Source organism: Mumia sp. ZJ1417 (assembly GCF_014127285.1).
Lineage (GTDB): Bacteria > Actinomycetota > Actinomycetes > Propionibacteriales > Nocardioidaceae > Mumia.
In genome coordinates this window covers 3,979,849-4,002,682 of sequence record NZ_CP059901.1, presented here as the reverse complement: position 1 = coordinate 4,002,682, position 22,834 = coordinate 3,979,849, and the positions used below count along the sequence as shown (strand labels likewise).

The window sequence follows — 22,834 nt, the reverse complement described above, 5'->3', positions numbered from 1 at the left end:
CGAGACCTTCGGAGGACCCCATGACCGACCTGGACCTGGTCATCAAGAATGCCGATGTCGTACTGAGCGGCGAGTCGGCCCCGCAGCGGGTCGACATCGGCATCGCCGGCGGGCGGATCGTCCGCCTCGAGCCCGACCTCCCGACCGAGGGCGCCCGCGTCGTCGATGCGACGGGACGCACGGTCTTCCCCGGCGTCGTCGACGCCCACCAGCACTGGGGCATCTACAACCCGCTGCGCGAAGATGCGGCGAGCGAGAGCCGAGCGTGCGCACAGGGCGGCGTCACGACGGCGCTGAACTACATGCGCACGGGGCAGTACTACCTCAACAAGGGAGGGACGTACGCCGACTTCTTCCCCGAGGTGCTCGAGCAGACCAAGGACAGCGCGATCGTCGACTACGCGTTCCATCTCGCCCCGATGACGAAGGGGCACATCGACGAGATCCCGTCGCTCATCAAGGAGCACGGGGTGACGTCGTTCAAGATCTTCATGTTCTACGGCAGCCACGGTCTGCACGGTCGCTCGACCGACCAGAGCGAGTTTCTGATGACCCCGGAGGGGGAGCGGTACGACTACGCCCACTTCGAGTTCATCATGCGCGGCATCCAGGCGGCGCGTGAGCAGTTTCCCGACATCGCCGACGAGATCTCGCTGTCCCTGCACTGCGAGACCGCCGAGATCATGAGCGCCTACACCAAACTTGTCGAGGAGGACGGCTCGCTCTCCGGGCTCGAGGCCTATCACGCGTCGCGGCCGCCGCACTCCGAAGGCCTCGCCGTGTCAATCGCCTCGTACCTCGCGCACGAGACCGGCCTGCCGACGATCAACCTGCTCCACCTCACCTCGCGCAAGGCGGTCGAGGCCGCCGTGCTCATGGCCAAGACGTTCCCGCACATCGACTTCCGCCGTGAGGTCACCGTCGGCCACCTGGTCGCCGACTGCCACACCGCGCACGGCGTCGGCGGCAAGGTCAACCCGCCGCTGCGTCCGCGCGAGGACGTCGAGGCGCTGTGGGACTACATCGCCGACGGGACGATCGACTGGGTCGTGAGCGACCACGCGTGCTGCCGCGACGAGCAGAAGTTCGGCGCCGACCGTGACGACGTGTTCCTCGCCAAGTCCGGCTTCGGCGGAGCCGAGTACCTCCTCGCCGGCATGCTGACCGAGGGCCGCAAGCGCGGCATCGGGTTCGACCGCATCGCGCAGCTGACCGCGACCAACCCGGCTCAGCGCTATGGCCTGGGCGGCCGGAAGGGCGCGATCGCCGTCGGCATGGACGCCGACCTCGCGCTCGTCGACCTCGACCGTACGTGGACGGTGCGTGCCGAGGACTCGGAGTCGACGCAGGAGTACACGCCGTTCGAGGGCGTCGAGCTCACCGCGAAGGTCACCGACACGTTCGTGCGCGGCCAGCAGGTCTTCACCGACGGCGTGGTGACGGCGCAGGGCGGCGGTCAGTACCTGTCGCGTCCGGCACGCTGATCCGAGCGGCTGGGCTGCGGTCATCGCTGACGGCGACGACCGCAGCCCAGCCCGGCTCCACTTCTCAGTGGTGCGTCGGCTGAGCGACCTCGACCACGACCTTGCCGATGTTCTCGCCGGCCATCAGGCGTGCGAACGCCTCGGGTGCGTGCTCGAGCCCGTGCACGCGGTCCTCGAGCACCGTGAACGATCCGTCCTGGATCATCGCCGACACGGCCGCGACCTGGTCCGCGATCAGGTCGGTGTGGTCGTAGACGACCATCCCGTGGACGACGGCTCGGGCGGCCATGACGGCGCCCGCCCGCAGGCGCGTCGGGCTCGCCCCGTTGGTCTGGTCGATCAGCCCGATGAGCGAGACGCGCGCACCTCGCGCGAGGTGCTCGGCGACGCCGTCCAGCGTCGCCTGGTCAGCCATGTGCAGGTAGCCGTCGATCCCGGAGGGGCACGCCTCGTGCAGCGCGTCGAGCCAGCCGTCGCGGCGACCGACGACCGCGGCGTCATACCCGAGCCGCTCGAGGGCGACCGTCGCTTTCGCGTCGCTGCCGACCACGGCGACCGTGCGGGCGCCGGCGCCGCGGGCGAGCGCGGCGGCCACCGCGCCGACCCCGCCGGTCGCCGCGGTGACGACGACGGTCTCGCCGGGCTGGGGGCGCACGTGGCGGACATGGGCGGCGTACGCGGTGAGTCCGGGCATCCCCAGCGGTCCGAGGACGGCCGACAGCGGGACGCCTGCGGTCGCCCGTACGGGGACGAGCCCGCTCGCCGAGACCACCGCCTCGGCGGCCCACCCGGTGCTGGCCATCACGAGGTCGCCGATGGCCAGGCCGCTGTCTCCGGGATCGACGATCTCGGCCACCGCCGTGCCCGGCACCACGCCGCCGATCGGCAGTGCGGGCTCGGCGAGGTGGCCGTCGCCGAGGACGGACCGGATGTACGGGTCGAGCGAGAGGTCGAGCGCGCGGACGCGGACCTCGCCCGGTCCCGGTGTGCGTACGGAGGTCGTCGTGACGGCGAAGTCCTCGGGACGAGGGACTCCGTCCGGGCGTCGCGCCAGCGTGACGGCGGGGACATGTGCTCCGGTCGCGGTCGTGATCGACACGTGGGCTCCTCTGTGGGGCGCAAAAGGTGGGGGACTCCGCTCTGAAACGGCGTTCCAGACAGGGTAGTGCCATTGACGGCGGCCGGTGATCCGTCTAATCTCGGAACAGCGTTTCGGCCAGCGAAACCCGTGAGTGGCACCCCGGACGGTGACAGCGCGACATCCCGGTGAAGGAGAGTAATGACCCTGCTCGGTATCCGTGAGGCCGTCGTCGCCACCGCCGACCTCCCTGCCGCCGTCGCGTTCCTCCGTCGCGCCTTCGGGTTCGAGGTCGTCGAGGAGACCGACGGCGGGGCGCTTCTCGCTGCGGCCGGTGCGCCCGCGGGTCGGCTGCGCCTCATCGCGCAGCCCGGGGCCGTGCCGCAGGACGCCGCCGTGTGGGACCTGGGCGTCCGCCTCCTGGGCATCTACAGCCGCGACCTCGAGCAGACCGTCGAAGCGATCGAGTCGGCCGGTGGAGCGTCGCGACGCCCGGTGAGCTATCCGTACGGAGCGGCCACGCTGTCCGAGCTGGTCGGCTACGGCCGCGACGGCGTCTGGTGGACCGTCCCGCAGGCCGTCACCGGCGCCCACCGCCCCAGCGACGCGTACGCGGCGGACCCGCAGCGTCTCCACTCCGAGCTCCACAGCGTGGTCCTGGTCGTCGACGACCACGACGACGCCGTGGCCTTCTTCGAGGCCGGTGGCCTCGGCACGGTCTTCGACGGCACGATGGCCGGCTCGGAGTTCGAGGAGCTGGTCGGGATGCCGGCCGGGGCTGAGCTGCGCCTGACCTTCATGGGTGGACCCGAGCACCGGCCGGCGCGGCTCGAGATCATGTCGTTCACCGGTGTCGCAGGGCAGCGGACGGACGCCGGGGGTGGCGTCCAGCGCATCGTCTACTTCTGCGACGACGTCGCGGCGACGCGTGAGGCACTGATCGCCGCCGGCGCGGAGCAGGCCGACGACGGCACGCTGCGTGGCCCTGCCGGGCTCGAGATCGCCCTCGTCCAGGAGGAGAACCGATGAGCAGCACCCTGGTCGGCGGCGTCAACGCCGCGTTCCTCGGCGTCAACGACCTGCAGGCGCACCTCGACCTGTACGTCGGTCAGCTCGGTTGGGAGATCGCGTCCGAGGGGACGCTCCTGGCCGACGAGGCCGAGCGCCTGTGGGGCGAGGGCGTCGGCGCCCTGCCGTACACCGAGCTGAGGGCCGCCGGAGCGGGCCACGGCCGCCTGATCCTCCTGCGGGTCCCCGACCAGGACGCGCCGGAGCACCCGATGCAGGCCGACACCGGGCTGATCGCGATCAACACCTATACCCGTGACATCACGCAGAGCCATAGCGACCTCACCGGGGCCGGTCTGCGGTTCCGTACGCCCCCGGCCACCTGGGCGGTGCCCCTGGGAGACACGCTCGTCTCGGTGACCCAGGGCTTCCTGCTGGCGCCCGAGGGCGTCGACGTGGTCTTCGTCGAGCCGGCCGCCGCGCGCGGCACGGCCGCGTGGGACGCCGATCCGGACCGTCACTACACCGAGCTCACCTCCGTCGTGTGCCACGTGCCCGACTTCGAGGCGGAGGCGGCCTTCTGGGGCCCGGACGGTCTCGGGCTCGACAGCTGGTACGACGTCTCGTTCACCCACCCGGGCCTCGACGAGATGGCGCAGCTGCCGCCCGGGTCGACGATGCGCCTGTCGTTCCTGGCGGGACCGACGACGGCACGCGTGGAGGTCACCCGGCTGGACGATCAGACGCTGGGGGTGGACCGCCGTGCCGTCCAGCGCACCGGACAGCACCTGGGCCACACCGGGTGGCTGCTCGTGGTGGGCGATTTGGACGAAACACTGTTCCAAGTGCGCCGCCTCGGCGGTAGCGTGCTCTCCGAGGCGCACCGCGCAGCGGGGGCGATCTTCGGTGGTGGACGAGTCGCGTTCGTCGACACCCCGAACGGGCTCCCCGTCACCTTCGTCGAGGAGACGGGGTAGGTCCCGGTCCCTCCGGCCCGGCACGGGCGACCCGAACCGAGAAGAGCGAGAGAGAAGGAAAGACTGTGCGACCTCATGTTGAGCTGATTCAGGAAGACGACTACGTCTGGCACGCCGCGGAGCTGCCCGGTGGCGAAGGGCGGGCCAGCGAGCGGCGGCTGTCGGTCGACGAGGAGGACGGTTCGTCCTCGCTGCGCGTCGACTTCCACACCGACTGGGGCCGTGGTCCGGGCATCCACCACGCCAACACCGAGTACTACGTGCTCGAGGGCGAGATCGACTACGGCGGCCGCAAGATCGGCAAGGGCGGCTACGTGTACGCGCCCAAGGGTGTGCCGATCGACTACCTGCGGATCGCCGAGGGCACCAAGATCCTGCACTACCGCGAGTACGGTGACGCCGGGTTCGACCCGGTCGAGGCGCTGGCCGGTGCGCCGCGCTGGGCCGACGCCCGCGAGGACGTCATCGTCATCGACTCCGACGCGATGCAGTGGGACGCGGTGCCGAACCCCGGCCCGATGCCCGGCCTGTTCATCAAGTACCTCCACGTCGATCCGACGACCGGGTTCTACACCCGGCTCGTGCACGCGCAGGAGGGCTGGGCAGACCACCGTCTCGCGCACCACCCGTGCTATGAGGAGGCGTACACGACCCAGGGCCACATGGAGTACAACTTCGGCACCCTGGATCTCGGCACCTACTTCTTCCGCCCCGCGCGGGTCAAGCACGGTCACTTCACCACCATGGAGGGTGGCGCGACCTGGCTGCTGCGCTCGGACGGCGAGCTGGCCAACTGGTACACCCAGAACGAATGGGTGATGTGGGGTGGCGAGGGCGTCAACTACGGTCCCGAGGGACTGGACGAGACGCCGCACCCGGCGACCCGGTGGGCGCACTCGACGCACGCGATGGCGCAGCCGTGGCGCACCGATGAGGACATGCGTCAGCTGACCGCCTCGTGGCAGTTCCAGAAGGACCAGGGCCAGTACGACGCGCCGGTCGCGCACCACGGCTCGGGCGTCGACAAGGCCGCGATCGCGATCGCCAAGGCGATGGACGCCTACAACCTGCAGGGCGGCCACGACGGCCACGGCGACGGTCACAGCCACGACCACGACCACAGCCACGACCACGACCACAGCCACGACCACGAGCACGAGCACGACCACGACCACGAGCACGCCGAGCCGGCGCGTGAGTCGATCAACCTCGACTGGGGCTGGGTCGGCAAGGCCACCGAGCACGCCGACGAGCGCACCGACACCCAGGCGCACAACTGGGGCGCGGGACGGGTCTGGAAGGCCGGCGACCCGATCCCGGCGCCGATCCTGTCGAGCATGCCCGTCCGCAGCCGCTCGCGCGGCCGCTGGGACGGCGACGGCATGTGAGCGTGTGGTCCGCCCCGCGCTTCGGCGCGGGGCGGACCACGCCCTTTACGGACCGCGCGAATGACGATCTGCCGACTCTTGCTCGGCGTCTACGAGGAGTGAGTTCCATCAGCACCGAGTCCCGCTTCGATGTCGTGGTGGTGGGTGCCGGCACCGCAGGCATCCCGTGCGCCATCCACGCCGCGCAGGGGGGAGCACGTGTGCTCCTCGTCGACAAGGACGCCCGTGTCGGGGGGACGTTGCACGTCACCGGTGGCCACATGGCCGCCGGAGGGACGCGCCGCCAGGCGGAGAAGGGTGTCGAGGACTCCGCCGAGGCCCACCTGGCCGACATCCGCCGCATCACCCGCGGCACGGCCCGCGACGACCTGATCAGCATCGTGGCCATGAACGCCGCCGACACGATCGAGTGGCTGCAGGACCGCGACTTCCCCTTCGCTCCAGAGACGCCGAGGCTCGTGTACGGCCACGAGCCGTACACGGTCGCACGGACGTACTACGGCAAGGACGAAGGGCTCTCGGTCTTCGAGGTGCTCAAGGAGGAGCTCGACCGTACGGTCGCCGAGCACGACCTGACCGTCTGGACCAAGACCCCGGTCGTGGAGCTGCGTCAGGACGAGACCGGTGCCGTCGTCGGCGTCAGCGTGCTGCGCGGCAGTGACGAGATCGCCGTCGACGCCGACGCGGTCGTGCTCGCGACCGGTGGCTACGCCGCCGAGCCGGAGCTCTTCGAGGAGCTCGAGGGGGCGCCGCTGGTGTCGGCCGCAGCCAAGACCTCGACCGGCGACGGGTTGCAGCTCGGCCTGGCAGCCGGTGCCGGACTGCAGGGTGCGGGCACCCACCTGCCGACGTTCGGTGGTCTCCCGGACCCGCAGAACCCCACGCGCGCCAACTGGAACGACCGTCAGCGCCTCACCAGCGAGCGGCCGCCGCGCGAGATCTACGTCGACCTGCACGGCAAGCGCTGGGTGCGCGAGGACGAGGAGTCCATCGACGAGAAAGAACGGGCGCTGGCGACGATCGCGGACCAGACCTTCTGGACGATCTTCGACGACGCGGCGCTGGCGCTGTCCACGGGCGACCTCAACGAGATGATCGTCGGCAAGGATCCCGACCAGGTGCGCGCGGTCGTCGACACCCGTCCGGGGCTCCACTCGGCGGACACGCTGGCCGAGCTTGCGGACAAGGCGGGGATCGACGTCGAGGGGCTTGCGACGACGGTGTCCGACTACAACGCGTACGTCGCCGCGCAGGACGATCCTGAGTTCGGGCGCACCTATCTGCCCGCCCCGATCGAGAAGGGCCCGTTCTACGCGCTTCGCAACCACGCGATCACGTTGGTGACGTTCCAGGGCCTCGACATCGACGACTCGTTCGCGGTGCGCTCCAACGGTGGCGACCCGATCCCGGGTCTCTATGCCGTCGGCGAGGTGATCGGTGCCGGCGCGACATGCGGCAACACCTTCTGCAGCGGCATGCTCATGACTCCCGCACTGACGTTCGGTCGCCTGCTCGGTTCGCGGCTCGCCGAGCGCTGATGTCGTCGCCCGTCACGGGGCGAATTACCTGACATATCGCGGAAACCTTCCCCTCGGAGCCCCTTGTTGTCAAGGATGAGCACATCGATTTGAAATGGCGTTTCGCTCACCGGAAAGGGGATATCGGCATGTTTGAGCACGCCGCGATGCAGGAGGCGTCGCTGACGGCGACGCCGATCGGCCAGGCGGTCGACGAGGCGAAGGCACTGGTGTGACAGACGCCCCGCGCTACCGCGCGCTCGCCCTGCAGACGGCGTGCCACTCGGTCAACGACTGCCCCGACACCGCGTCCGCGCGGTCGACGATCCGGGCAGGCATCGACCGGCTGCACCGCGAGATCACCGCCTCGGTGGCGACCTCCGGCGCCGACACCAGGCTCGTCGTCCTCCCGGAGTACGTCCTCACCGGGCCCCCGCGCGGGGAGTCGGTCCCGCAGTGGGCGGAGCGTGCCGCGCTCGCGGTGGACGGGACGGAGTACGCGCGGCTCGGTGAGGTGGCCGCCGACGTCGGGGTCTATCTGTCGGTCAACGCCTACGAGCTCGACGAGCACTTCCCCGACCTCTACTTCCAGGCATGCGTGATCTTCGACCCGGCGGGCGAGGTCGTGCTGCGCTACCGGCGGCTGAACTCGATGTGGTCGGTGACGCCGCACGACGTGCTCGACCGCTACCTAGAGCTGTACGGCCCGGACTCGCTGTTCCCGGTCGCCGACACGCCGATCGGGCGGCTGGCGCCGATGGCGTCGGAGGAGATCTTGTATCCCGAGGTCGCACGGTGCTTCGCGGTGCGCGGCGCGGAGGTCTTCGTGCACAACTCGTCCGAAGTCGCCTCGGCGCTGCTGTCGCCCAAGAACATCGCCAAGCTCGCGCGCGCGGTGGAGAACAGCGCGTACGTGGTGTCGGCGAACACGGCCGGCCTGTACGGCAGCGGGCTGCCGGAGATGTCGGGCGACGGGTCGAGCAAGGTCGTCGACCACCGAGGCCTCGTCCTCGCGGAGGCGGCGTCCGGTGCGTCGATGGCGGCGAACGCGGAGATCGATCTCGGCGGGCTGCGGGCCTTCCGGCGGCGGGTCGCGATGGAGAACGTGCTGGCGAGGCAACGGTTCGAGCTGTACGCGCCGACGTACGCGGGAACGGTCGTCCACCCCGCGAACCAGCTCGACGGAGTGCCGTCACGCCAGGACTTCCGGGCGACCCAGCAGCGCGTGATCACCGACCTGGTCGACCGGGGAGTCATCTGATGACGATCAACGACATCCTGCGCGAGAAGGTCGCCGGGGTGTGGGCCGGGACCTACACGGTGCTGCAGCCGGACGGCACCGTGCTCGAGCGCTTCGACAGCCGGCAGGAAGGCCGGATGGAGGGAACGGCCTGGACCGAGCGTGTGACCTACCTGCGCGAGGGTGAGGACCCGTACGAGCACTGGTACTCCGCGACCGTGGATGGTGACGAGGTGGCGTTCCGCAACACGAATATGTGGGGCGAGACCAGCCGGGTGGGTGCCGAGGCCGTGATCTTCTCGTTCGGCCGGCACGAGCGACCCGACGAACGCATCATAGAGGAGCGTCGCGTCCCCGGGGCCCTAGCGGTCGAGTGGGATCCGAGCGCCGCCGGCGTATGAGCACCGACGACGGGCGTCGCAGCCTCGCTCGGTGACCGGGTGCACGTCGCGGGACGGCCAGCGGGCTCGATCCCGCGGACTGGGACGAGACCCTGGCGATCAACGTCAACTCGGGTGCCGGCCTCACCGGCTATCGCGACGGGTGCGGCCTACGCGGCCTCGAAGTTCGGCCTGAGGGGCCTCTCCGACGCCCTCCGGCAGGAGGTGGCTCCGCTGGGGGTGAGACGGCCGTCGCCGTCGCCGCAAGGTTTGCCCAATCGGTCGCGTCATGAGGACGCGACCTCTGAAGAGAGGAACGAACGATGAATCCCTGGGACGAGGAGTTCCCGCTGCTGACCCGTCACCTTGGTGAGTGGGAGGGCGAGTACGTCCACCTGGATCCCGATGGCAACGAGGTTGATCGTCATGCGTCGCATCTGCGGATGTGGGTGCCGGAGGACGGTTCGTGTGACATCAAGCAGATCAACACGTACACGTGGCCTGATGGTCGTCAGGAGGCGGTGGAGTTTCCTGGGATCCTGAAGGGGAAGGATGTGTTCTTCTCGACCGATCGGATCGAGGGGCACATGCACCAGTCCGATGAGCTGACGATCTTGTTGACGTGGACGTACAACGAGCTGTTGAAGCCGGGGAACTATCTGTACGAGCTGATCCAGCTGAGTCGTGATGGTCAGCAGAAGGTGCGTACGTGGCACTGGATGGAGGAGGACCGTCTGGTGCGCCGCACGGTCATCCGCGAGCGCAAGAAGGCGTGATCTTGTGAGTGAAGTCCGCGATCAGGTAGACGCGCTTCGCGCGGAGGCTGCCGCGTGGGAGGCCCGCGGCCTCGCCGAACGGACGCAGATCCTGCGCCGATGGGCCGACGAGCTTCGGGCGCGACGGACCGTCGTCCGCGACGCGCTCGCGCGAGACACCGGCCGTGTCGCGCTGTCCGACATGGAGATCGACGCCGTGCTCGGCTCGATCGAGCGCCACAGCGGCTGGTCCGCCGACGTGCTCGGTGCCGAGCAGGCCCGTGAGAGCTCCGACCCCGACGTCCGCATCACCGAGGCGTCGGTGCCGATGGGCGTGGTGGGCGTGATCTCGCCGTGGAACTTCCCGTTGCAGCTGGCGTTGATCGATGCCGTCCCCGCCTTGCTCATGGGGTGCCCCACCCTCATCAAGCCCACGGAGCTGTGTCCCCAGTTCGTCGGGCCGCTGCGTGAGAGCATCGCCGCGGTGCCGGAGCTCGCCGCGGTCCTCCGGCTGGTCGAGGGCGGACCCGAGGTCGGGAGCGAGATCGTGCGCAGCGTCGACGTCGTGTGCTTCACCGGCAGCGTCGCGACGGGGCGGAAGGTCGCTGCCGCAGCGGCCGAGGCCTTCGTCCCCGCCTTCCTCGAGCTCGGTGGCAAGGACGCCGCCATCGTCGCCGAGGGGGCCGACCTCGAGGTCGCCGCCGCAGCGCTGCTGTGGGGCGGCACGGCCAACACGGGGCAGTCGTGCATGTCGATCGAGCGGATCTACGCCGAGCAGGCGGTCGCCGACGACCTGGTCGGTCGCTTGGTGGCACGTGCGGAAAAGGTGGGGCTCGTCGGGGTCGACGCCGGCGGGCAGGTCGGCCCGTTCATCGATCCTCGCCAGGCGGACGTCGTGAAGGCACAGCTCGACGACGCGGTCGCCAAGGGGGCGACCATCCAGACGGGCGGGACGATCGAGGTCCACGACGGGCGGTCGTACCTGCGTCCCACCGTGGTGACGGGCGTCGACCACACGATGGCGCTGATGACCGAGGAGACGTTCGGACCGGTGCTCCCGGTGATGGCGGTCGGAGACCTTGACGAGGCGGTCCGCCTCGCGAACGCCACCCGCTACGGGCTGTCCGGCGCGGTGTTCGGGCCGGAGCAGGTGGCGCTCGACGTCGCGCGTCGGATCGATGCCGGCGGCATCAGCATCAACGACGTCCTCCTCACGGGCATCGTTCCCGAGGGGGAGAAGCAGGCGTTCAAGGACTCCGGCATGGGGCCGAGCCGGATGGGCCCGGCCGCCTTGCGGCGCTTCCGTCGCCAGCGCGTGCTGCTCTCCCGCCAGACGCCTGCCCTGCAGCCGTACTGGTACGCCTGACCAGCGCGCCGAAGGAGACGACCATGATCGGTTCACCCGAGCGAAGCCCGGTGGAGACCGCGGCGCTGATGCTCGACTCGCTGTCGAAGGGCCGCGCTGGACCAACGAGGTCGGCGACTGGCCACGGTGTGCGGGGTCGTCGAGTACGCCTTCGAGGGCGCGGGTGAACCCCGGCCGCTGGCGAACGGGTCGCAGCCCCTGGAGGACCCCTATGGGACGGGAACGACGAAAGGGGCCCGCCGACCGGCGAACCCCCTTTTCGTCGTTCCCGCACCGGTCAGACGTTGGCGCCCGGCTTGAAGACTCCCAGGAACGCGGCGACCAGGACGAGGGCCCAGATCGAGTACACCCAGGGCACTGCGCGCTTCATCGCTCCGCCGATGGCGGACTCGACCTCCGGGGTGGAGCCCGAAGCCATCAGCTGCCCGAACGCGGGGCCGAACGGCCGCAGGCTCACGCGGATCATCATTCCGCACAGGATGCACAGCGCGTACGCCGCGACCTTGGCCGCCAGCCACTTCGGGTTCGTCTCCACCCCGAACGGCTCGGCGACGACGAACGCGTAGCCGGCCGAGAGGAGCAGGCCGACTGTCAGGGCGCCGCGGACGATCCAGTCCGTGCGCTCAGCGAGCCCGGCGTGGCGCGCGGGGGACTTGAAGAACGAGACGAGCATGACCGCGAGCCAGCACAAGCCGCCGATCCAAGCCAACGCGAGCGGCCAGCCGAGGAAGAGGTCGCGCCCGAAGTCGCTCGCCGCCATCAGGGTGACGCCGCTGGGGAGCATGAGGATGAGGCAGACCCGCGGCGCGAGGTCGACCATGTGCATCACCTTCATCGCGACTGCCCGCCCCGCCGGGGAGACGTCAGGGTCCACCACGAACTTGGAGGAGTAGAAGACCCCGATGTCGCTCCCGAGCCAGTAGGTGAGAAGCAGGATGTGCAGGAAGATGGCAGCGCTGTGCAGGTCGAACCCGGCCACGGGCTCGAGGGCGGCAGCAAGGTGCATGGTCGCTCCGTTCGGGGTGCAGGGGCGTTCGGGTGACCCGGATGCCCTGCGACTATGGTGATCCGATCTGCGAAACAGTGTTCCATTGCGTGGCGCGGTCGTCCAGTCTCGAATGCCGTCGGTTCGTCTCCGTTCGAGGTTTGCATCGCACCCCACGACGTGGGAGAAAGGGCGTTACGGTGTGCGGAACACGCATTCGGCGTGGTCTCCGTGACGCGACGTACCTCGGGGTGCAAACTCGGTTTCCGGGTGGGCGCGGGCCCACTTCGCCTGTCCATACGACCAGACCAGGAGTTCAACGATGTCGCCTCGTATCAGCAAGAGGGGCCCGGTGTCCGACGCTTCCCCCGCAACGCCGGCCCGTCAGCCGGCCGGCTCGTCCGGCGCGACGATCGCGACCGTCGAGCGGGCGGTCGACCTCTTGCTCCACATCGCGAGTGCTCCCGGCCCCGACTTCGGGATCACCGAGCTCGCCGAGGACCTGTCGATGTCCAAGGCAGCGGTCCATCGTGTGCTCGCCTCGTTGAAGGGGCGCGGTCTCATCGAGGTCGACGAGCGCTCACGGCGATACTCGCTCGGGGTGGGTGCGCTGCGGATCGGACTTGCCTACCTCGACCGCATCGACGTCCGGCGTCTCGGTCGCCCGGCGCTGGAACAGCTCTCCGAGCAGACGGGCGAGACTGCGACGCTCTCGGTCCTCCTCGGGCAGCACGAGCGCATCTACGTCGACCAGGTGACTCCTGATCGTGAGGTCATCATGTCGGTCAGCCTGGGTGAGCCCTACCCGTTGCACGCGGGTGCGTCCGGCCGCGCGTTCCTCGCCTTCATGTCTCCCGAGGTGCGCGAGAAGTATCTCGACGACGGCTCGCTCCAGGCGCTCACCGACCGCACGCTCGTCGACGTCGACGAGCTGCGCAAGGTCCTCGAGGACGTGCGCAGTCAAGGGTGGTCGTCGTCCGGCGGCGAGCGCAAGACGGGTGCGGCGGCGGTCGCAGCTCCGGTCCTCAGCCACGACGGGTTCCCGGTGGCCGTCGTCAGCGTGTGCGGTCCGGAGGAGCGGTTCCGGTCGCACGTCGATGAGTGCCGTGAGGAGCTCGTCGCGACCGCGCGGGTGATGTCGCGCAGCTTCGGCTGGGAGGGCTGAGTGCTTGAACGTCCGACCTGATCGCACGACTGGTCGCCGACGGCCTGCCTGTCCTCGACGAGGACCTGCGGGACGAGCTGCTGACCCGCTACTACATCGACCTCACGCCGCAGACGCACGGCGAGCATCTCGTCCATGCCTGGCACGTCATCCGTGACGTCTTCCTGTGGTGGCCGTGGTGTCGCGCGACGGCCGACGCCGCGCGCCCCACCGTGCCGCCGCCGGTCGACGAGCTGCACGAGGTCGTCAAGGAGTTCCTCAAGAGCGGTCCGAGCTATCGCCACTCCTCTGCGGAGGCGTTCCGCTTCGCGACGCAGGCGCGGCTCGCTGCGGCCGCACGGGGTGCCGGTGTCAGGGGGCCGGAACCGCGGGCGGCGTCAGGGCGCGCTTGAGGATCTTGCCTCCCGCATTGCGGGGGAGCGCCTCGATCGCGTACCAGCGGCGCGGAAGCTTGTAGCCCGCCAGCTGGGCCCGGCAGTGCGCCTCCAGGCCAGCCGAGTCGAGCGAGGCTCCGGAGGTGAGCACGACGTGCGCCACCACGCGCTCGCCCCACTCCTCGTCGGGCTCGCCCACGACTGCGCACTCCACGACCGCTGCGTGACTTGCCAGCACCTCTTCGATCTCGCGCGGGTAGACGTTCGTCCCGCCCGAGATGATCAGGTCCTTCTTGCGGTCGACGATGGAGATGTAGCCCTCCTCGTCGACCGTGACGATATCGCCGCAGGTGACGAACCCGTCCTCGGTCGTGCACGCCGCGGTGGCCTCAGGGTCGTTGAGATAGCCGTTCATCAGGTACGGCGACCGGCTGAACAGCTCGCCGGGCTCGCCGGGGCCGACGGGGTTGCCCGCGTCGTCGACGACCCGCACTTCCGTCATGAACCACGGGTGACCCACCGACCCGGGCTTGCGCCGCATGTCGGCCGGCCGCAGGTTGGTGACGATGCCGGCCTCGGTCGAGCCGTACAGCTCGTGGACGCCGCACTGCGCGAAGGTCTCCATGACCCACTGCTTGAGCGCCCACGGCAGCGCGGCCGCGTTGAAGTAGAGGGTGTCGAGGCTGGTCAGGTCGCGCGCGGCGATCGCGTCGGGTCCGAGCGCGCGCAAGCCCTGGGCGTGGGTCGGGATGAGGAACGCCGATTGCACGCCGTCGCGCTCGACCAGGTCGAGGAAGGCCGCGGGGTCCCAGCGGTTGAGCATGGTCACCGTGCCGCCGGTGAAGACCGGCGCGTAGCCGAACGCGAAGCCCGCGCCGTGGTACATCGGTGCGACGGCAGCCGAGACGCGGCCGGTCCCCAGGCCCCACTCCAGCGCGCTCATGTAGATGGTGAGCACGCGGCTGCGGTGCGAGATGAGCACACCCTTGGGCTTGCCCGTGGTCCCGGAGGTGTAGGTGATGCAGAACGGGTCGCGCTCGTCGACCCGGATCTCGGGGTCGGACGGGTCGGCGGCAGCCAGCGCGTCCTCGTACGACGTCCCGAGCGGTCCCGCGTCGAGCGTGAGCACGGACAGGTCGCGGCTCGTCGCGACGGGCTCGACGATCGGGCTGAGCGCGCCGTCGAGCACGACCGTCCGCACGTCGCTGTGCTCGACGATGTACGTCGCCTCGGCGGCGGTCAGGCGCGGGTTCAGCGGAACCATCACGAGGCCCGCCTTTGCGAGGCCGGCCGCGATCTCCGGGAACTCCAGGCGGTTGCCCAGCAGCACGGCGACCTTGTCCCCGATCGCGTGCCCGGAGCTCAGCAGGTGCTGAGCGAGGCGGCTCGACCGCTCGTGGAGCTCGGCGTACGTCTGCCTGCGGTCGCGGTCGATCACTGCGGTTGCGGCCGGGGTGGCGTGAGCGAACTCCCGGATCCCGTGGGCGATGGACAGCGGGGCACCGCCGGACTGGATGGCCATGCATCCTCCTGTGCTGGGATCTCGACGAACTGGAACAGTGTTCCATAGAGTGCAATGGTCAGACCAGAGGTGCCGAGACATCGCCGCGGCGCCGGACGACTCGCACGAAGGAGCACCCGTGCCCATCCTCGACCTCGACCAGCAGGATCTTTCCTGGTTCGACCTCGTTCCGGCTGGCGCCGACCAGTCGACGAGGATGTGCGCGCTGTGGAGCGACGACGAGCGCGGACTGCGCACGGTGCTCGTCGACTTCCCGGACGGTTGGCACCGTGACGCGACCGGCAACCAGCCGGCGCAGGAGGAGATGGTCGCGCTGTCGGGCGCGATGAGGGTGAGCGGACTGCGTGCCGGTGTGGGAGAGCTGCTCGTCGGGCCTCCGCGCGCCACGCGTGCGGAGACCTCGAACGAGGACGGCACGAGGGTGATCGTCTGGTTCTCCGGACAGTCCGGCGGCTGGAGCGAGGGGCCGGCCGACCCTCCGTGTGAGATGCGCGTCGTCGACCTCGCGCCAGGCGTGGTGCGTCCCGCCGAGCCCGGCCTGAACGGCTCCATCGAGGTGCGCGAGGAGGTGGCGGGTGCGGTGTTCGACGTCGATGTGGACCTGCTCTGGGCGTCTCAGCAGCGGTGGGTCCACCTCGCCGCGGGTGAGGTGGCGCCGGCCGTTCCTGGCCAGGTCGTCGTCAAGCGCTGGGCCTGAGCGCCGGCCGGGGCCTTGACCTGAATACATCGGACATTTATCGTCGCTGCAGCGGTGGCACCGTCGCCGTTCCGCCTCTTGCACCGGAGACCTGACATGCCACGTCCGGCCAGCACTTCCCTGACGCGCGAGCGACCGTCGTGGCGTCCGGTGCCGATGCCGGGCGCCAACGGCCCGATCGACGCGGTGGCGCTGGCCGGCGCCAGCGCGCCGTTCGCCCTGCGTGGGCGGTTCCCGGCCGGGTTCGCGAGGACGGCCGAGGGCGGGTACGCCGCGGCCGAGGAGTTCGTGGTCCTCTCCGGCGGGCTGGTGCTCGACGGGATCGAGATCGGCGCCGGCTCCCTGGTCCACGTCGGCGCGCGCAGGCTTCGCCGGGAGCTCGTGGCGCCGCGAGCGTGCGAGGTGCTGGTCTGGTTCGGCGGCGCGCCGGACTTCGTGCACGCGGAGCGGTTCGACGCCGACCCGGATGCCGGGCTGGACGTCTGGACGCTGGCCGAGGCCCTGCCTGTCCGTACCCCGGTCGCCCAGTGGTCCGCCGGCTCCGTCTCGCGATGGCCCGCCGGCTCGGACGGGTTCGACCGGCGGTGGTGGTCCTCCTCGCGCGAGCAGTGGCCCGGAGGGTCGGCGGACGAGGTGGTGTGGCGGACGGCCGTCGCGCCGGAGGGGAGCGTGCTCTCGTGAGCGAGCCAGGCGAGGAGAAGCGGTTGCCGGCCGCGGCCCTGGCGGTGAACCGGGTCAAGCCTGCCTACCAGCAGGTCGCCGACCAGCTGCGCACGCTCGTCCTGCGCGGCGAGCTGGTGTCGGGCGACCGGTTGCCCAGCGAGGCCGAGATGGTCGTGCACTTCGGCGTGAGCCGCAGCACCGTGCGCGAGGCGCTGCGCGTGCTGTCCTCGCAAGGCCTCGTCGAGACCCGTCGCGGGGTCACCGGGGGGACGTTCGTCAGCGACGTCGTCGCCGAGCACGTGTCCGCGCTGCTGGAGGCGAGCCTCGGGCTGATGACCGGCCGCGACCGCCTCTCGCTGCACGACATGCTCGAGGCGCGCGAGATCCTCGAGGTGCCGTCGGCCCGGCTGGCGGCCAGCCGGCGCGAGGACGCGCACCTGGCTGCGCTGCGCGATGCGCTCGACCGCGAACTCGTGTCGCGCGGCCGCGAGGGGCGTTTCGTCGAGCATCGCACGTTCCACCAGGTGATCGTCGAGGCGGCCCAGAACCCGATGCTGTCGATCGTCGCCGAGCCAGTGTTCCGGGTCCTGCGGGCGCAGTTTCTCGAGCCCGGAGTCGTCGAGGACGCGTACGCCGGGGTCGACGAGGACCACGAGGCGATCTTCGTGGCGATCGCCGAGCAGGACGCCGAGGAGGCGGCCCGGCTGATGGCGGAGCACCTCATCAGGCTGCGCGGCGTCTACCGCTCGCACTGAAACGGCGTTCCAAAATCTGGCCGCAAGCATTGACGCCTATATGTCTGATCTTTACAGTGAGGCGCGAAGGCAGACGTTGAAGGGAGTGCGCCGTGGGCGTGAAGACGGGTTGGACCGGACGATTCTTCGAGGACTTCGAGATCGGAGACGTCTACCAGCACCCGCTGGGGCGGACGGTGACCGAGCACGACAACATCTCGTTCTCGTTGATGACGATGAACACGAACCAGATGCACTTCAACTCCGAGTACGCGAAGAAGTCGGAGTTCGGCAAGCCCCTGGTGGTCTCGACGCTGACGGTCGCGATCGCCGTCGGGCAGAGCGTCACCGACATCACCCAGAACGCGTTCGCCAACCTGGGGTGGGACGAGATCCGGATGACGCACCCCGTCTTCGCCGGTGACACGCTCTATAGCGAGTCGCTCGTCCTGGAGAAGCGCGAGTCGGCCTCGCGGCCGCACGCCGGGATCGTCACCGTGAAGACGCGGACGGTGAACCAGGACGGCGACGAGGTCTGCTCGTTCAAGCGGACGTTCTACGTCTACCGGCGCGGCGTCGAGCAGCTCGAAGGGGTCTTCCCTGAGGGCAAGGTCGCGCTGACCGACAACACGCCGTTCGCCGGCGCGTGAGTCGGATGCGGATCACGTACGCCCCGTGGGGCGAGACCCTCGACGAGCTGGCCGATGCTGCGCGGCGGGCCGAGCAGGCTGGGGCAGAGGCACTGTGGGTCCCCGAGCTGCACCGCTCGGCGACCGTGAGCGCGGCCGCGATCGCCGCAGCGACCGAGACGGCCCAGATCGGCACGGCGATCGCGCTGGCGTTCACCCGCAGCCCGATGGTCACCGCGCTCGAGGCGCTCGACCTCGACGAGCTGTCGGGAGGACGGTTCGTCCTCGGGCTCGGCACGGGCGTGCAGCGGCTCAACGAGGACTGGCACCACGCCCGCTGGGGCAAGCCGGTGGGTCACCTCCGCGAGACCGTCCGCAACATCCGCCACTTCTGGGCGACCGCGACGACCGGGGAGCCGATCGACCTCGAGGGCGAGTGGGAGCCGATGCGGATCCGCGGCTACGAGCGCCCGTACCCGATCGTGCGCCCGGACATCCCCATCTATCTCGCGGCCATGGGTCCGGCGATGACCCGCCTGGCCGGCCGGATCGGCGACGGGTGGATCAGCCACGAGCTGTGCTCCCCGTCCTACCTCGCCGAGCGCATCCTGCCCGAGATCGAGGCCGGGATCGACGCGGTCGAGGGACGCACGCGCAAGGACATCGAGCTCGTCGTGTCGGCCTGCTGCTCGGTCGACCCCGACCACCAGGTCGCGACGCGGCGGGTGGCGGGACTCGTCGGGTTCTACGCGAGCGTGCGGACGTACGCCGACTTCTTCGCCTTCCATGGGCTCGCCGACGAGCAGCAGCAGGTGATCGACGCCTTCCGCTCCGGCAAGGGCGCCGACTACCTGGCCGACGCGGTCGATGACCAGATGGTCGACGCGCTGACCCTCACCGGTGACGTCGAGCGGGTCGCCGAGCGGATCCACGCGTACGACGGGCTCGCCGACGCGGTCAAGCTCAGCCCGCCGACCCACGGCATCGCGGCGGCGGAGACCCGTGCGGCCCAGGACCGGATCATCGAACTCATCGCGCACATCACCGGAGGTCGTTCGTGAAGCCGCTGCAGGACGTCAGGATCATCTCGCTCGAGCAGTACGGCGCCGGCCCCTTCGGCAGCGTCCACCTCGCCGACCTCGGCGCCGAGGTCATCAAGATCGAGGACCCGCGGGTCGGCGGCGACGTCGGCCGCTACGTCCCGCCGTACGCCGAGGAGGAGGACTCGCTCTTCTTCGAGACCTTCAACCGCAACAAGCGCTCGCTGTCGCTCGACATCTCCACGCCCGCCGGGCGGGAGGTCTTCGAGGAGCTGGTGAAGGTCGCCGACGTCGTCTACTCCAACCTGCGCGGCGACGTGCCGGAAAAGATCGGCATCACGTACGACCAGCTCAAGCACCTCAACCCGGCGATCGTCTGCTGCTCGCTGACCGGATTCGGCATGACCGGTCCCCGCCAGAAGGAGCCCGGCTACGACTACGTGCTGCAGGGTCTGGCCGGCTGGATGGACCTGACCGGTGAGCCCGACGGCCCACCGACGAAGTCAGGCCTGTCGCTCGTCGACTTCTCCGGTGGCTACGTCGCCGCGCTGTCGATGATGGTCGGTCTGCACGCGGCTCGCCGTGACGGTGTCGGCATGGACTGCGACGTCAGCCTGTACGACACGGCGATGTCGATGCTCACCTATCCGGCCACGTGGCACCTCAACGCGGGCTTCGAGCCGGTGCGGACGCGCCACTCGGCGCACCCGTCGCTGGTGCCGTTCCAGGCGTTCGAGGCCTCCGACGGCTGGTTCGTCGTGGGCTGCGCCAAGGAGAAGTTCTGGGCCCGTCTCGCGGTCGTCGTCGGCCACCCCGAGTGGGCCGAGGAGGGGTCGCCGTACGCGACGTTCGCGCTGCGCCAGCAGCACAAGGACGAGGTGGTCGGGGCGCTCGAGGAGATCTTCAAGACCCGCACGATCGACGAGTGGCTCGGAGAGTGCTACGCGGCGTCCATCCCGTGCGGGCCGATCAACGACGTGGCGGCGGCACTGAAGGAGCCGCACACCGTGGCGCGCAACCTGCTGGTCGAGACCGAGCACCCGCGCTACGGCACCGTGACCCAGCTGTCGTCGCCCGTGCGCGTGGGCTCGGAGATCCCCGACTACGTCCGGGCGCCGCAGCGCAACGAGCACTTCGACGACGTGGTCGGCGGCCTGCTCGGTCTGTCGGCCGACAAGGTCGCCGAGCTGGCCGCCGCGGGCGCGTTCGGCGCCCCCGGGACCGACTGATGATCGCCCCCGAGCTGGCCCGCTGGGTGGTCGCGCCGCTCGACGCGCCCGCCGAGGTCGACGCGGCGGCGCTGCGCCACCTCCTCGACGGTCTCGGCAACGCGATCGCGGCCGCGCGCACCGGCGCGGCGCGTCCTGCCGTCGAGGTGGCAGGTGGGCTGGGCGGGCCACCTGAGGCGACCATCCTCGGGACGTCGACGCGGGTGTCCGCTCCTGCGGCGGCGCTCGCGGACGGGACGCTCGTCCACGCCCTCGACTTCGACGACACCCACGCAGGCGGGCTCGTGCACGCCACGGCCGTCGTCCTCCCGGCGGCGCTCGCCGTCGGCGAGGAGCGCGGCGCCACCGGTCGCGCGGTGCTCGACGCCGCGATCGTCGGCTACGAGGTCGCCTGCCGCGTCGCCGCGGCGGCCCCGCACGGGTTCCACCGGCGCGGGCTGCACGCGACGATGGTCGCCGGCGTGTTCTCCTCCGCGGCGGTGGCCTCCCGGCTCATGGGCCTGGACGCGACGACCACGTGCCACGCGCTGGGCATCGCCGGCAGTCAGGCGGGAGGGCTGCTGGCCTTCCTCGCGACGGGGGCCAGCACCAAGCAGCTCCACCCCGGCCTCGCCTCGCAGGCCGGCATCCTCGCGGCACGGCTGGCAGCCGCCGGCGCGACCGGCCCCGAGACCGTCTTCGACGGCCCGGACGGCGTCTTCGACGCCCTGAGCGAAGGCGTCGCGACACCGTCGTCGATCGTCGACGCGCTGGGGGAGCGGTGGGAGACGACCCAGATCGGGATCAAGCCCTGGCCGACCTGCCAGCTCGCGCACGCCACGATGGCGGCCGCGCAGGACGCGCTCGCGCGGGCAGGGGCGAGCGTGGACGAGATCGTCGCCGTACGGGCGGGCGTCCACCCCGACTCGGCCTCGGTCGTGTGCGCTCCCGACCGAGACCTCACCCGCCCGGCAAGCCCGTACGCGGCGAAGTTCAGCCTGCCGTGGAGCGTGGCCGTGATGCTCCTCGATGGCCGCGTCGGCACCGACACGTACGACCCCGACAACCTGGACCGTGCCGACATCACCGGACTCGCGGCGCGCGTCACCTGGGACCTCACACCGGGCGACGGGGTCGCGGCGGACGCCGCCGGCGACGTCGTCCTCACCCTCGCCGACGGCCGTACGGTCGCCGGTCACGTCGACCGCAGCCCCGGGGGCGGCTCCGCCCCGCTCAGTGACGAGGCGTTGTTCGCCAAGCTCGAGGGCAACGTCGGCCCGGGCGCCGAGCGCCTCGCTGCTGCCGTGCAAGCGCTGCCGCAGGCGCCTGACTTCTCCACACTGCTTTCCCTGGCGGCCGAGACGGCCGCCGTACCCGCATCGTCCGAGGAGGGCGCCCCATGACCCTGTCCGCTATCCGACCCGAGCACTTCCCCTGGTTCCCGTACGAGGGCTTCACCTTCTGTCTGGGACTCAGCGAAGGGGATGCCGCGTGGACCTCGGGTCACACCTCGGCCCGGCACGATCCCGCCGTCGGCAAGATGACCGTCCAGGGCACGATGGAGCAGCAGGCGCGGATCGCGTACGAGAAGTGCCTCGCGATCCTCGACGCGGCCGGCTTCGGTCCGGCCGACGTCACGCGGGTGAGCGAGAACGTGACGATCGCCGGTCTGCCCGAGTACGAGACGGCGGCCGGGGTGCGGCGCGAGCTGCTGGGCGAGCACGCGACCGTGCGGACGGTCGTGGTGGAGCGGTTGGTCCGACGCGCGGCGTGGCTCGAGGTCGAGCTGCACGCGGTCAAGGGCGGCGGCGAGCAGCTGCGGGTCGCGAGCGAGGCGCGTGAGGCCGGCACCTGGCAGGCGTCGAGCATCACCGAGGGCCACGACGGCACCGTCTACCTGCCGACCGTGGTGCCGGTCGACGAGCACGGCGACCTCGTTGCACCTGGCGACTTCGCCGCTCAGTACCGCTACTGCCTGGAGAAGGCGGACGGCCTGCTCCGCGGGGTCGGGCTCTCGCTCGACAACGCCGTCACGACCTTCGACTATTCGACGCCGGAGACGCGTGACGTCTACCGGTCGACGCACCGGGTCCGCAAGGAGCTGCTGGGAGGCGCGGGCGTCTACCCCGGCGCCGGCGGCATCCTGATGAGCCGGCTGCACCAGGACGGCCAGCTGGTGGCGATCGACGTCACGGCGTCGCGCCACCCGCTGGAGCTGGTGAACCCGGGCTGGGACCGCTACGACACCCTCACCTACGCGCCGGGCGTGCGGGCGGGACGCACGCTGTTCATGTCGGGGTTCGCCGCGCTGGACATGAAGACGCAGGAGGCGCTCCACCCGGGCGACATCGGCGCGCAGGCGGAGGTCACGTACGGGGCCATCCTCGAGCTCCTCGCCCACGCCGGGCTCGGACCGACCGACCTGCTGGAGACGACGGAGTACTGCGTCGAGTCCGCGTTGGGCGACTACCGTGCGGTCGCGGGTGTGCGCGAGCGGCTCCTCTCCCCGCCGTGGCCGTCCTCGACCGGGGCGATCTGCCAGGGGCTGCTGCGTCCGGAGTTCCTGCTCGAGGTGTTCCCGACCGCGCTCTACCCCGAGGCGCACGACGGCGAGGAGGCCTGAC

22 protein-coding genes are annotated in these 22,834 nt (G+C 70.5%); 19 read left to right on the top strand and 3 right to left on the bottom strand.

From position 1 onward, the window contains the following. The first annotated feature begins 20 nt into the window (after nucleotides 1-20). Nucleotides 21-1,484, top strand: a complete 1,464-nt coding sequence (locus H4N58_RS19340; RefSeq protein ID WP_167000454.1) for a dihydroorotase family protein — start codon at nucleotides 21-23, stop codon at nucleotides 1,482-1,484. Between the two features lie 64 nt (nucleotides 1,485-1,548). Here H4N58_RS19340 and H4N58_RS19335 read toward each other — a convergent pair whose 3' ends face one another. After that, nucleotides 1,549-2,583, bottom strand: coding sequence for an NADP-dependent oxidoreductase (locus H4N58_RS19335; RefSeq protein ID WP_167000452.1), 1,035 nt, complete (start codon nucleotides 2,581-2,583; stop codon nucleotides 1,549-1,551). A 180-nt stretch (nucleotides 2,584-2,763) separates the two neighbouring features. On the opposite strand from H4N58_RS19335, the gene H4N58_RS19330 reads away from it, so the two are divergent. The 9 genes from H4N58_RS19330 to H4N58_RS19295 all read left to right on the top strand — a co-directional run bounded on the left by H4N58_RS19330 (nucleotide 2,764) and on the right by H4N58_RS19295 (nucleotide 11,193). Further along, complete coding sequence (locus tag H4N58_RS19330) at nucleotides 2,764-3,591, top strand: VOC family protein (protein ID WP_167000450.1); 828 nt, start codon at nucleotides 2,764-2,766, stop codon at nucleotides 3,589-3,591. Further along, entirely contained in the window at nucleotides 3,588-4,547 is a 960-nt protein-coding gene (locus H4N58_RS19325; protein ID WP_167000448.1) for a hypothetical protein, read from the top strand. The genes H4N58_RS19330 and H4N58_RS19325 overlap by 4 nt, the downstream gene beginning before the upstream one ends. Before the next feature lie 65 nt (nucleotides 4,548-4,612). Then, the gene (locus H4N58_RS19320; protein ID WP_167249767.1) at nucleotides 4,613-5,935 is read left to right on the top strand and encodes a DUF4437 domain-containing protein; all 1,323 of its coding nucleotides are present in this window, start codon (nucleotides 4,613-4,615) and stop codon (nucleotides 5,933-5,935) included. A 98-nt stretch (nucleotides 5,936-6,033) separates the two neighbouring features. Next, nucleotides 6,034-7,473: an FAD-dependent oxidoreductase gene (locus H4N58_RS19315; RefSeq protein ID WP_243842813.1), complete on the top strand. Its 1,440-nt coding sequence runs from the start codon at nucleotides 6,034-6,036 to the stop codon at nucleotides 7,471-7,473. An 89-nt stretch (nucleotides 7,474-7,562) separates the two neighbouring features. Further along, entirely contained in the window at nucleotides 7,563-7,688 is a 126-nt protein-coding gene (locus H4N58_RS20770; RefSeq protein WP_255490669.1) for a hypothetical protein, read from the top strand. Beyond that, the gene (locus tag H4N58_RS19310; RefSeq protein ID WP_167000444.1) at nucleotides 7,685-8,713 is read left to right on the top strand and encodes a nitrilase-related carbon-nitrogen hydrolase; all 1,029 of its coding nucleotides are present in this window, start codon (nucleotides 7,685-7,687) and stop codon (nucleotides 8,711-8,713) included. Before H4N58_RS20770 ends, H4N58_RS19310 begins: the two co-directional genes overlap by 4 nt. Then, the gene (locus H4N58_RS19305) at nucleotides 8,713-9,093 is read left to right on the top strand and encodes a hypothetical protein (protein WP_167000442.1); all 381 of its coding nucleotides are present in this window, start codon (nucleotides 8,713-8,715) and stop codon (nucleotides 9,091-9,093) included. The genes H4N58_RS19310 and H4N58_RS19305 overlap by 1 nt, the downstream gene beginning before the upstream one ends. 302 nt (nucleotides 9,094-9,395) lie before the next feature. Continuing rightward, nucleotides 9,396-9,848, top strand: a complete 453-nt coding sequence (locus tag H4N58_RS19300) for a DUF3598 family protein (RefSeq protein WP_167000441.1) — start codon at nucleotides 9,396-9,398, stop codon at nucleotides 9,846-9,848. A 4-nt stretch (nucleotides 9,849-9,852) separates the two neighbouring features. Continuing rightward, the gene (locus H4N58_RS19295; RefSeq protein ID WP_167249769.1) at nucleotides 9,853-11,193 is read left to right on the top strand and encodes an aldehyde dehydrogenase family protein; all 1,341 of its coding nucleotides are present in this window, start codon (nucleotides 9,853-9,855) and stop codon (nucleotides 11,191-11,193) included. Between the two features lie 277 nt (nucleotides 11,194-11,470). Here the strand turns inward: H4N58_RS19295 and H4N58_RS19290 are convergent, their stop codons facing one another. Continuing rightward, nucleotides 11,471-12,199: a hypothetical protein gene (locus tag H4N58_RS19290; protein WP_167000439.1), complete on the bottom strand. Its 729-nt coding sequence runs from the start codon at nucleotides 12,197-12,199 to the stop codon at nucleotides 11,471-11,473. Between the two features lie 331 nt (nucleotides 12,200-12,530). On the opposite strand from H4N58_RS19290, the gene H4N58_RS19285 reads away from it, so the two are divergent. Continuing rightward, on the top strand, nucleotides 12,531-13,343 hold the full coding sequence (locus tag H4N58_RS19285) for an IclR family transcriptional regulator (protein ID WP_243842812.1): 813 nt from the start codon (nucleotides 12,531-12,533) through the stop codon (nucleotides 13,341-13,343). A gap of 351 nt (nucleotides 13,344-13,694) precedes the next feature. Here H4N58_RS19285 and H4N58_RS19280 read toward each other — a convergent pair whose 3' ends face one another. Beyond that, complete coding sequence (locus H4N58_RS19280; protein WP_167000437.1) at nucleotides 13,695-15,239, bottom strand: class I adenylate-forming enzyme family protein; 1,545 nt, start codon at nucleotides 15,237-15,239, stop codon at nucleotides 13,695-13,697. Between the two features lie 118 nt (nucleotides 15,240-15,357). On the opposite strand from H4N58_RS19280, the gene H4N58_RS19275 reads away from it, so the two are divergent. The 8 genes from H4N58_RS19275 (at nucleotide 15,358) to H4N58_RS19240 (ending at nucleotide 22,833) form a co-directional block, all read left to right on the top strand. After that, complete coding sequence (locus H4N58_RS19275) at nucleotides 15,358-15,936, top strand: hypothetical protein (RefSeq protein ID WP_167249770.1); 579 nt, start codon at nucleotides 15,358-15,360, stop codon at nucleotides 15,934-15,936. 96 nt (nucleotides 15,937-16,032) lie between these two features. Further along, on the top strand, nucleotides 16,033-16,617 hold the full coding sequence (locus H4N58_RS19270; protein WP_167000435.1) for a hypothetical protein: 585 nt from the start codon (nucleotides 16,033-16,035) through the stop codon (nucleotides 16,615-16,617). Continuing rightward, a complete protein-coding gene (locus tag H4N58_RS19265) occupies nucleotides 16,614-17,354 on the top strand; it encodes a FadR/GntR family transcriptional regulator (RefSeq protein WP_167249772.1) in 741 nt (246 codons plus the stop codon). Before H4N58_RS19270 ends, H4N58_RS19265 begins: the two co-directional genes overlap by 4 nt. 92 nt (nucleotides 17,355-17,446) lie before the next feature. Then, entirely contained in the window at nucleotides 17,447-17,983 is a 537-nt protein-coding gene (locus H4N58_RS19260; RefSeq protein WP_167000432.1) for a MaoC family dehydratase, read from the top strand. Nucleotides 17,984-17,988: 5 nt separating this feature from the next. Then, nucleotides 17,989-19,023, top strand: coding sequence for an LLM class flavin-dependent oxidoreductase (locus H4N58_RS19255; RefSeq protein ID WP_167000431.1), 1,035 nt, complete (start codon nucleotides 17,989-17,991; stop codon nucleotides 19,021-19,023). Next, entirely contained in the window at nucleotides 19,020-20,231 is a 1,212-nt protein-coding gene (locus H4N58_RS19250) for a CaiB/BaiF CoA-transferase family protein (RefSeq protein ID WP_167249774.1), read from the top strand. The genes H4N58_RS19255 and H4N58_RS19250 overlap by 4 nt, the downstream gene beginning before the upstream one ends. After that, nucleotides 20,231-21,613 carry an MmgE/PrpD family protein gene (locus H4N58_RS19245; protein WP_167249776.1) on the top strand — a complete coding sequence of 461 codons (1,383 nt, stop codon included), beginning with the start codon at nucleotides 20,231-20,233 and terminating at the stop codon, nucleotides 21,611-21,613. Before H4N58_RS19250 ends, H4N58_RS19245 begins: the two co-directional genes overlap by 1 nt. Continuing rightward, complete coding sequence (locus tag H4N58_RS19240; protein ID WP_167000428.1) at nucleotides 21,610-22,833, top strand: RidA family protein; 1,224 nt, start codon at nucleotides 21,610-21,612, stop codon at nucleotides 22,831-22,833. The genes H4N58_RS19245 and H4N58_RS19240 overlap by 4 nt, the downstream gene beginning before the upstream one ends. Nucleotide 22,834 lies beyond the last annotated feature (1 nt).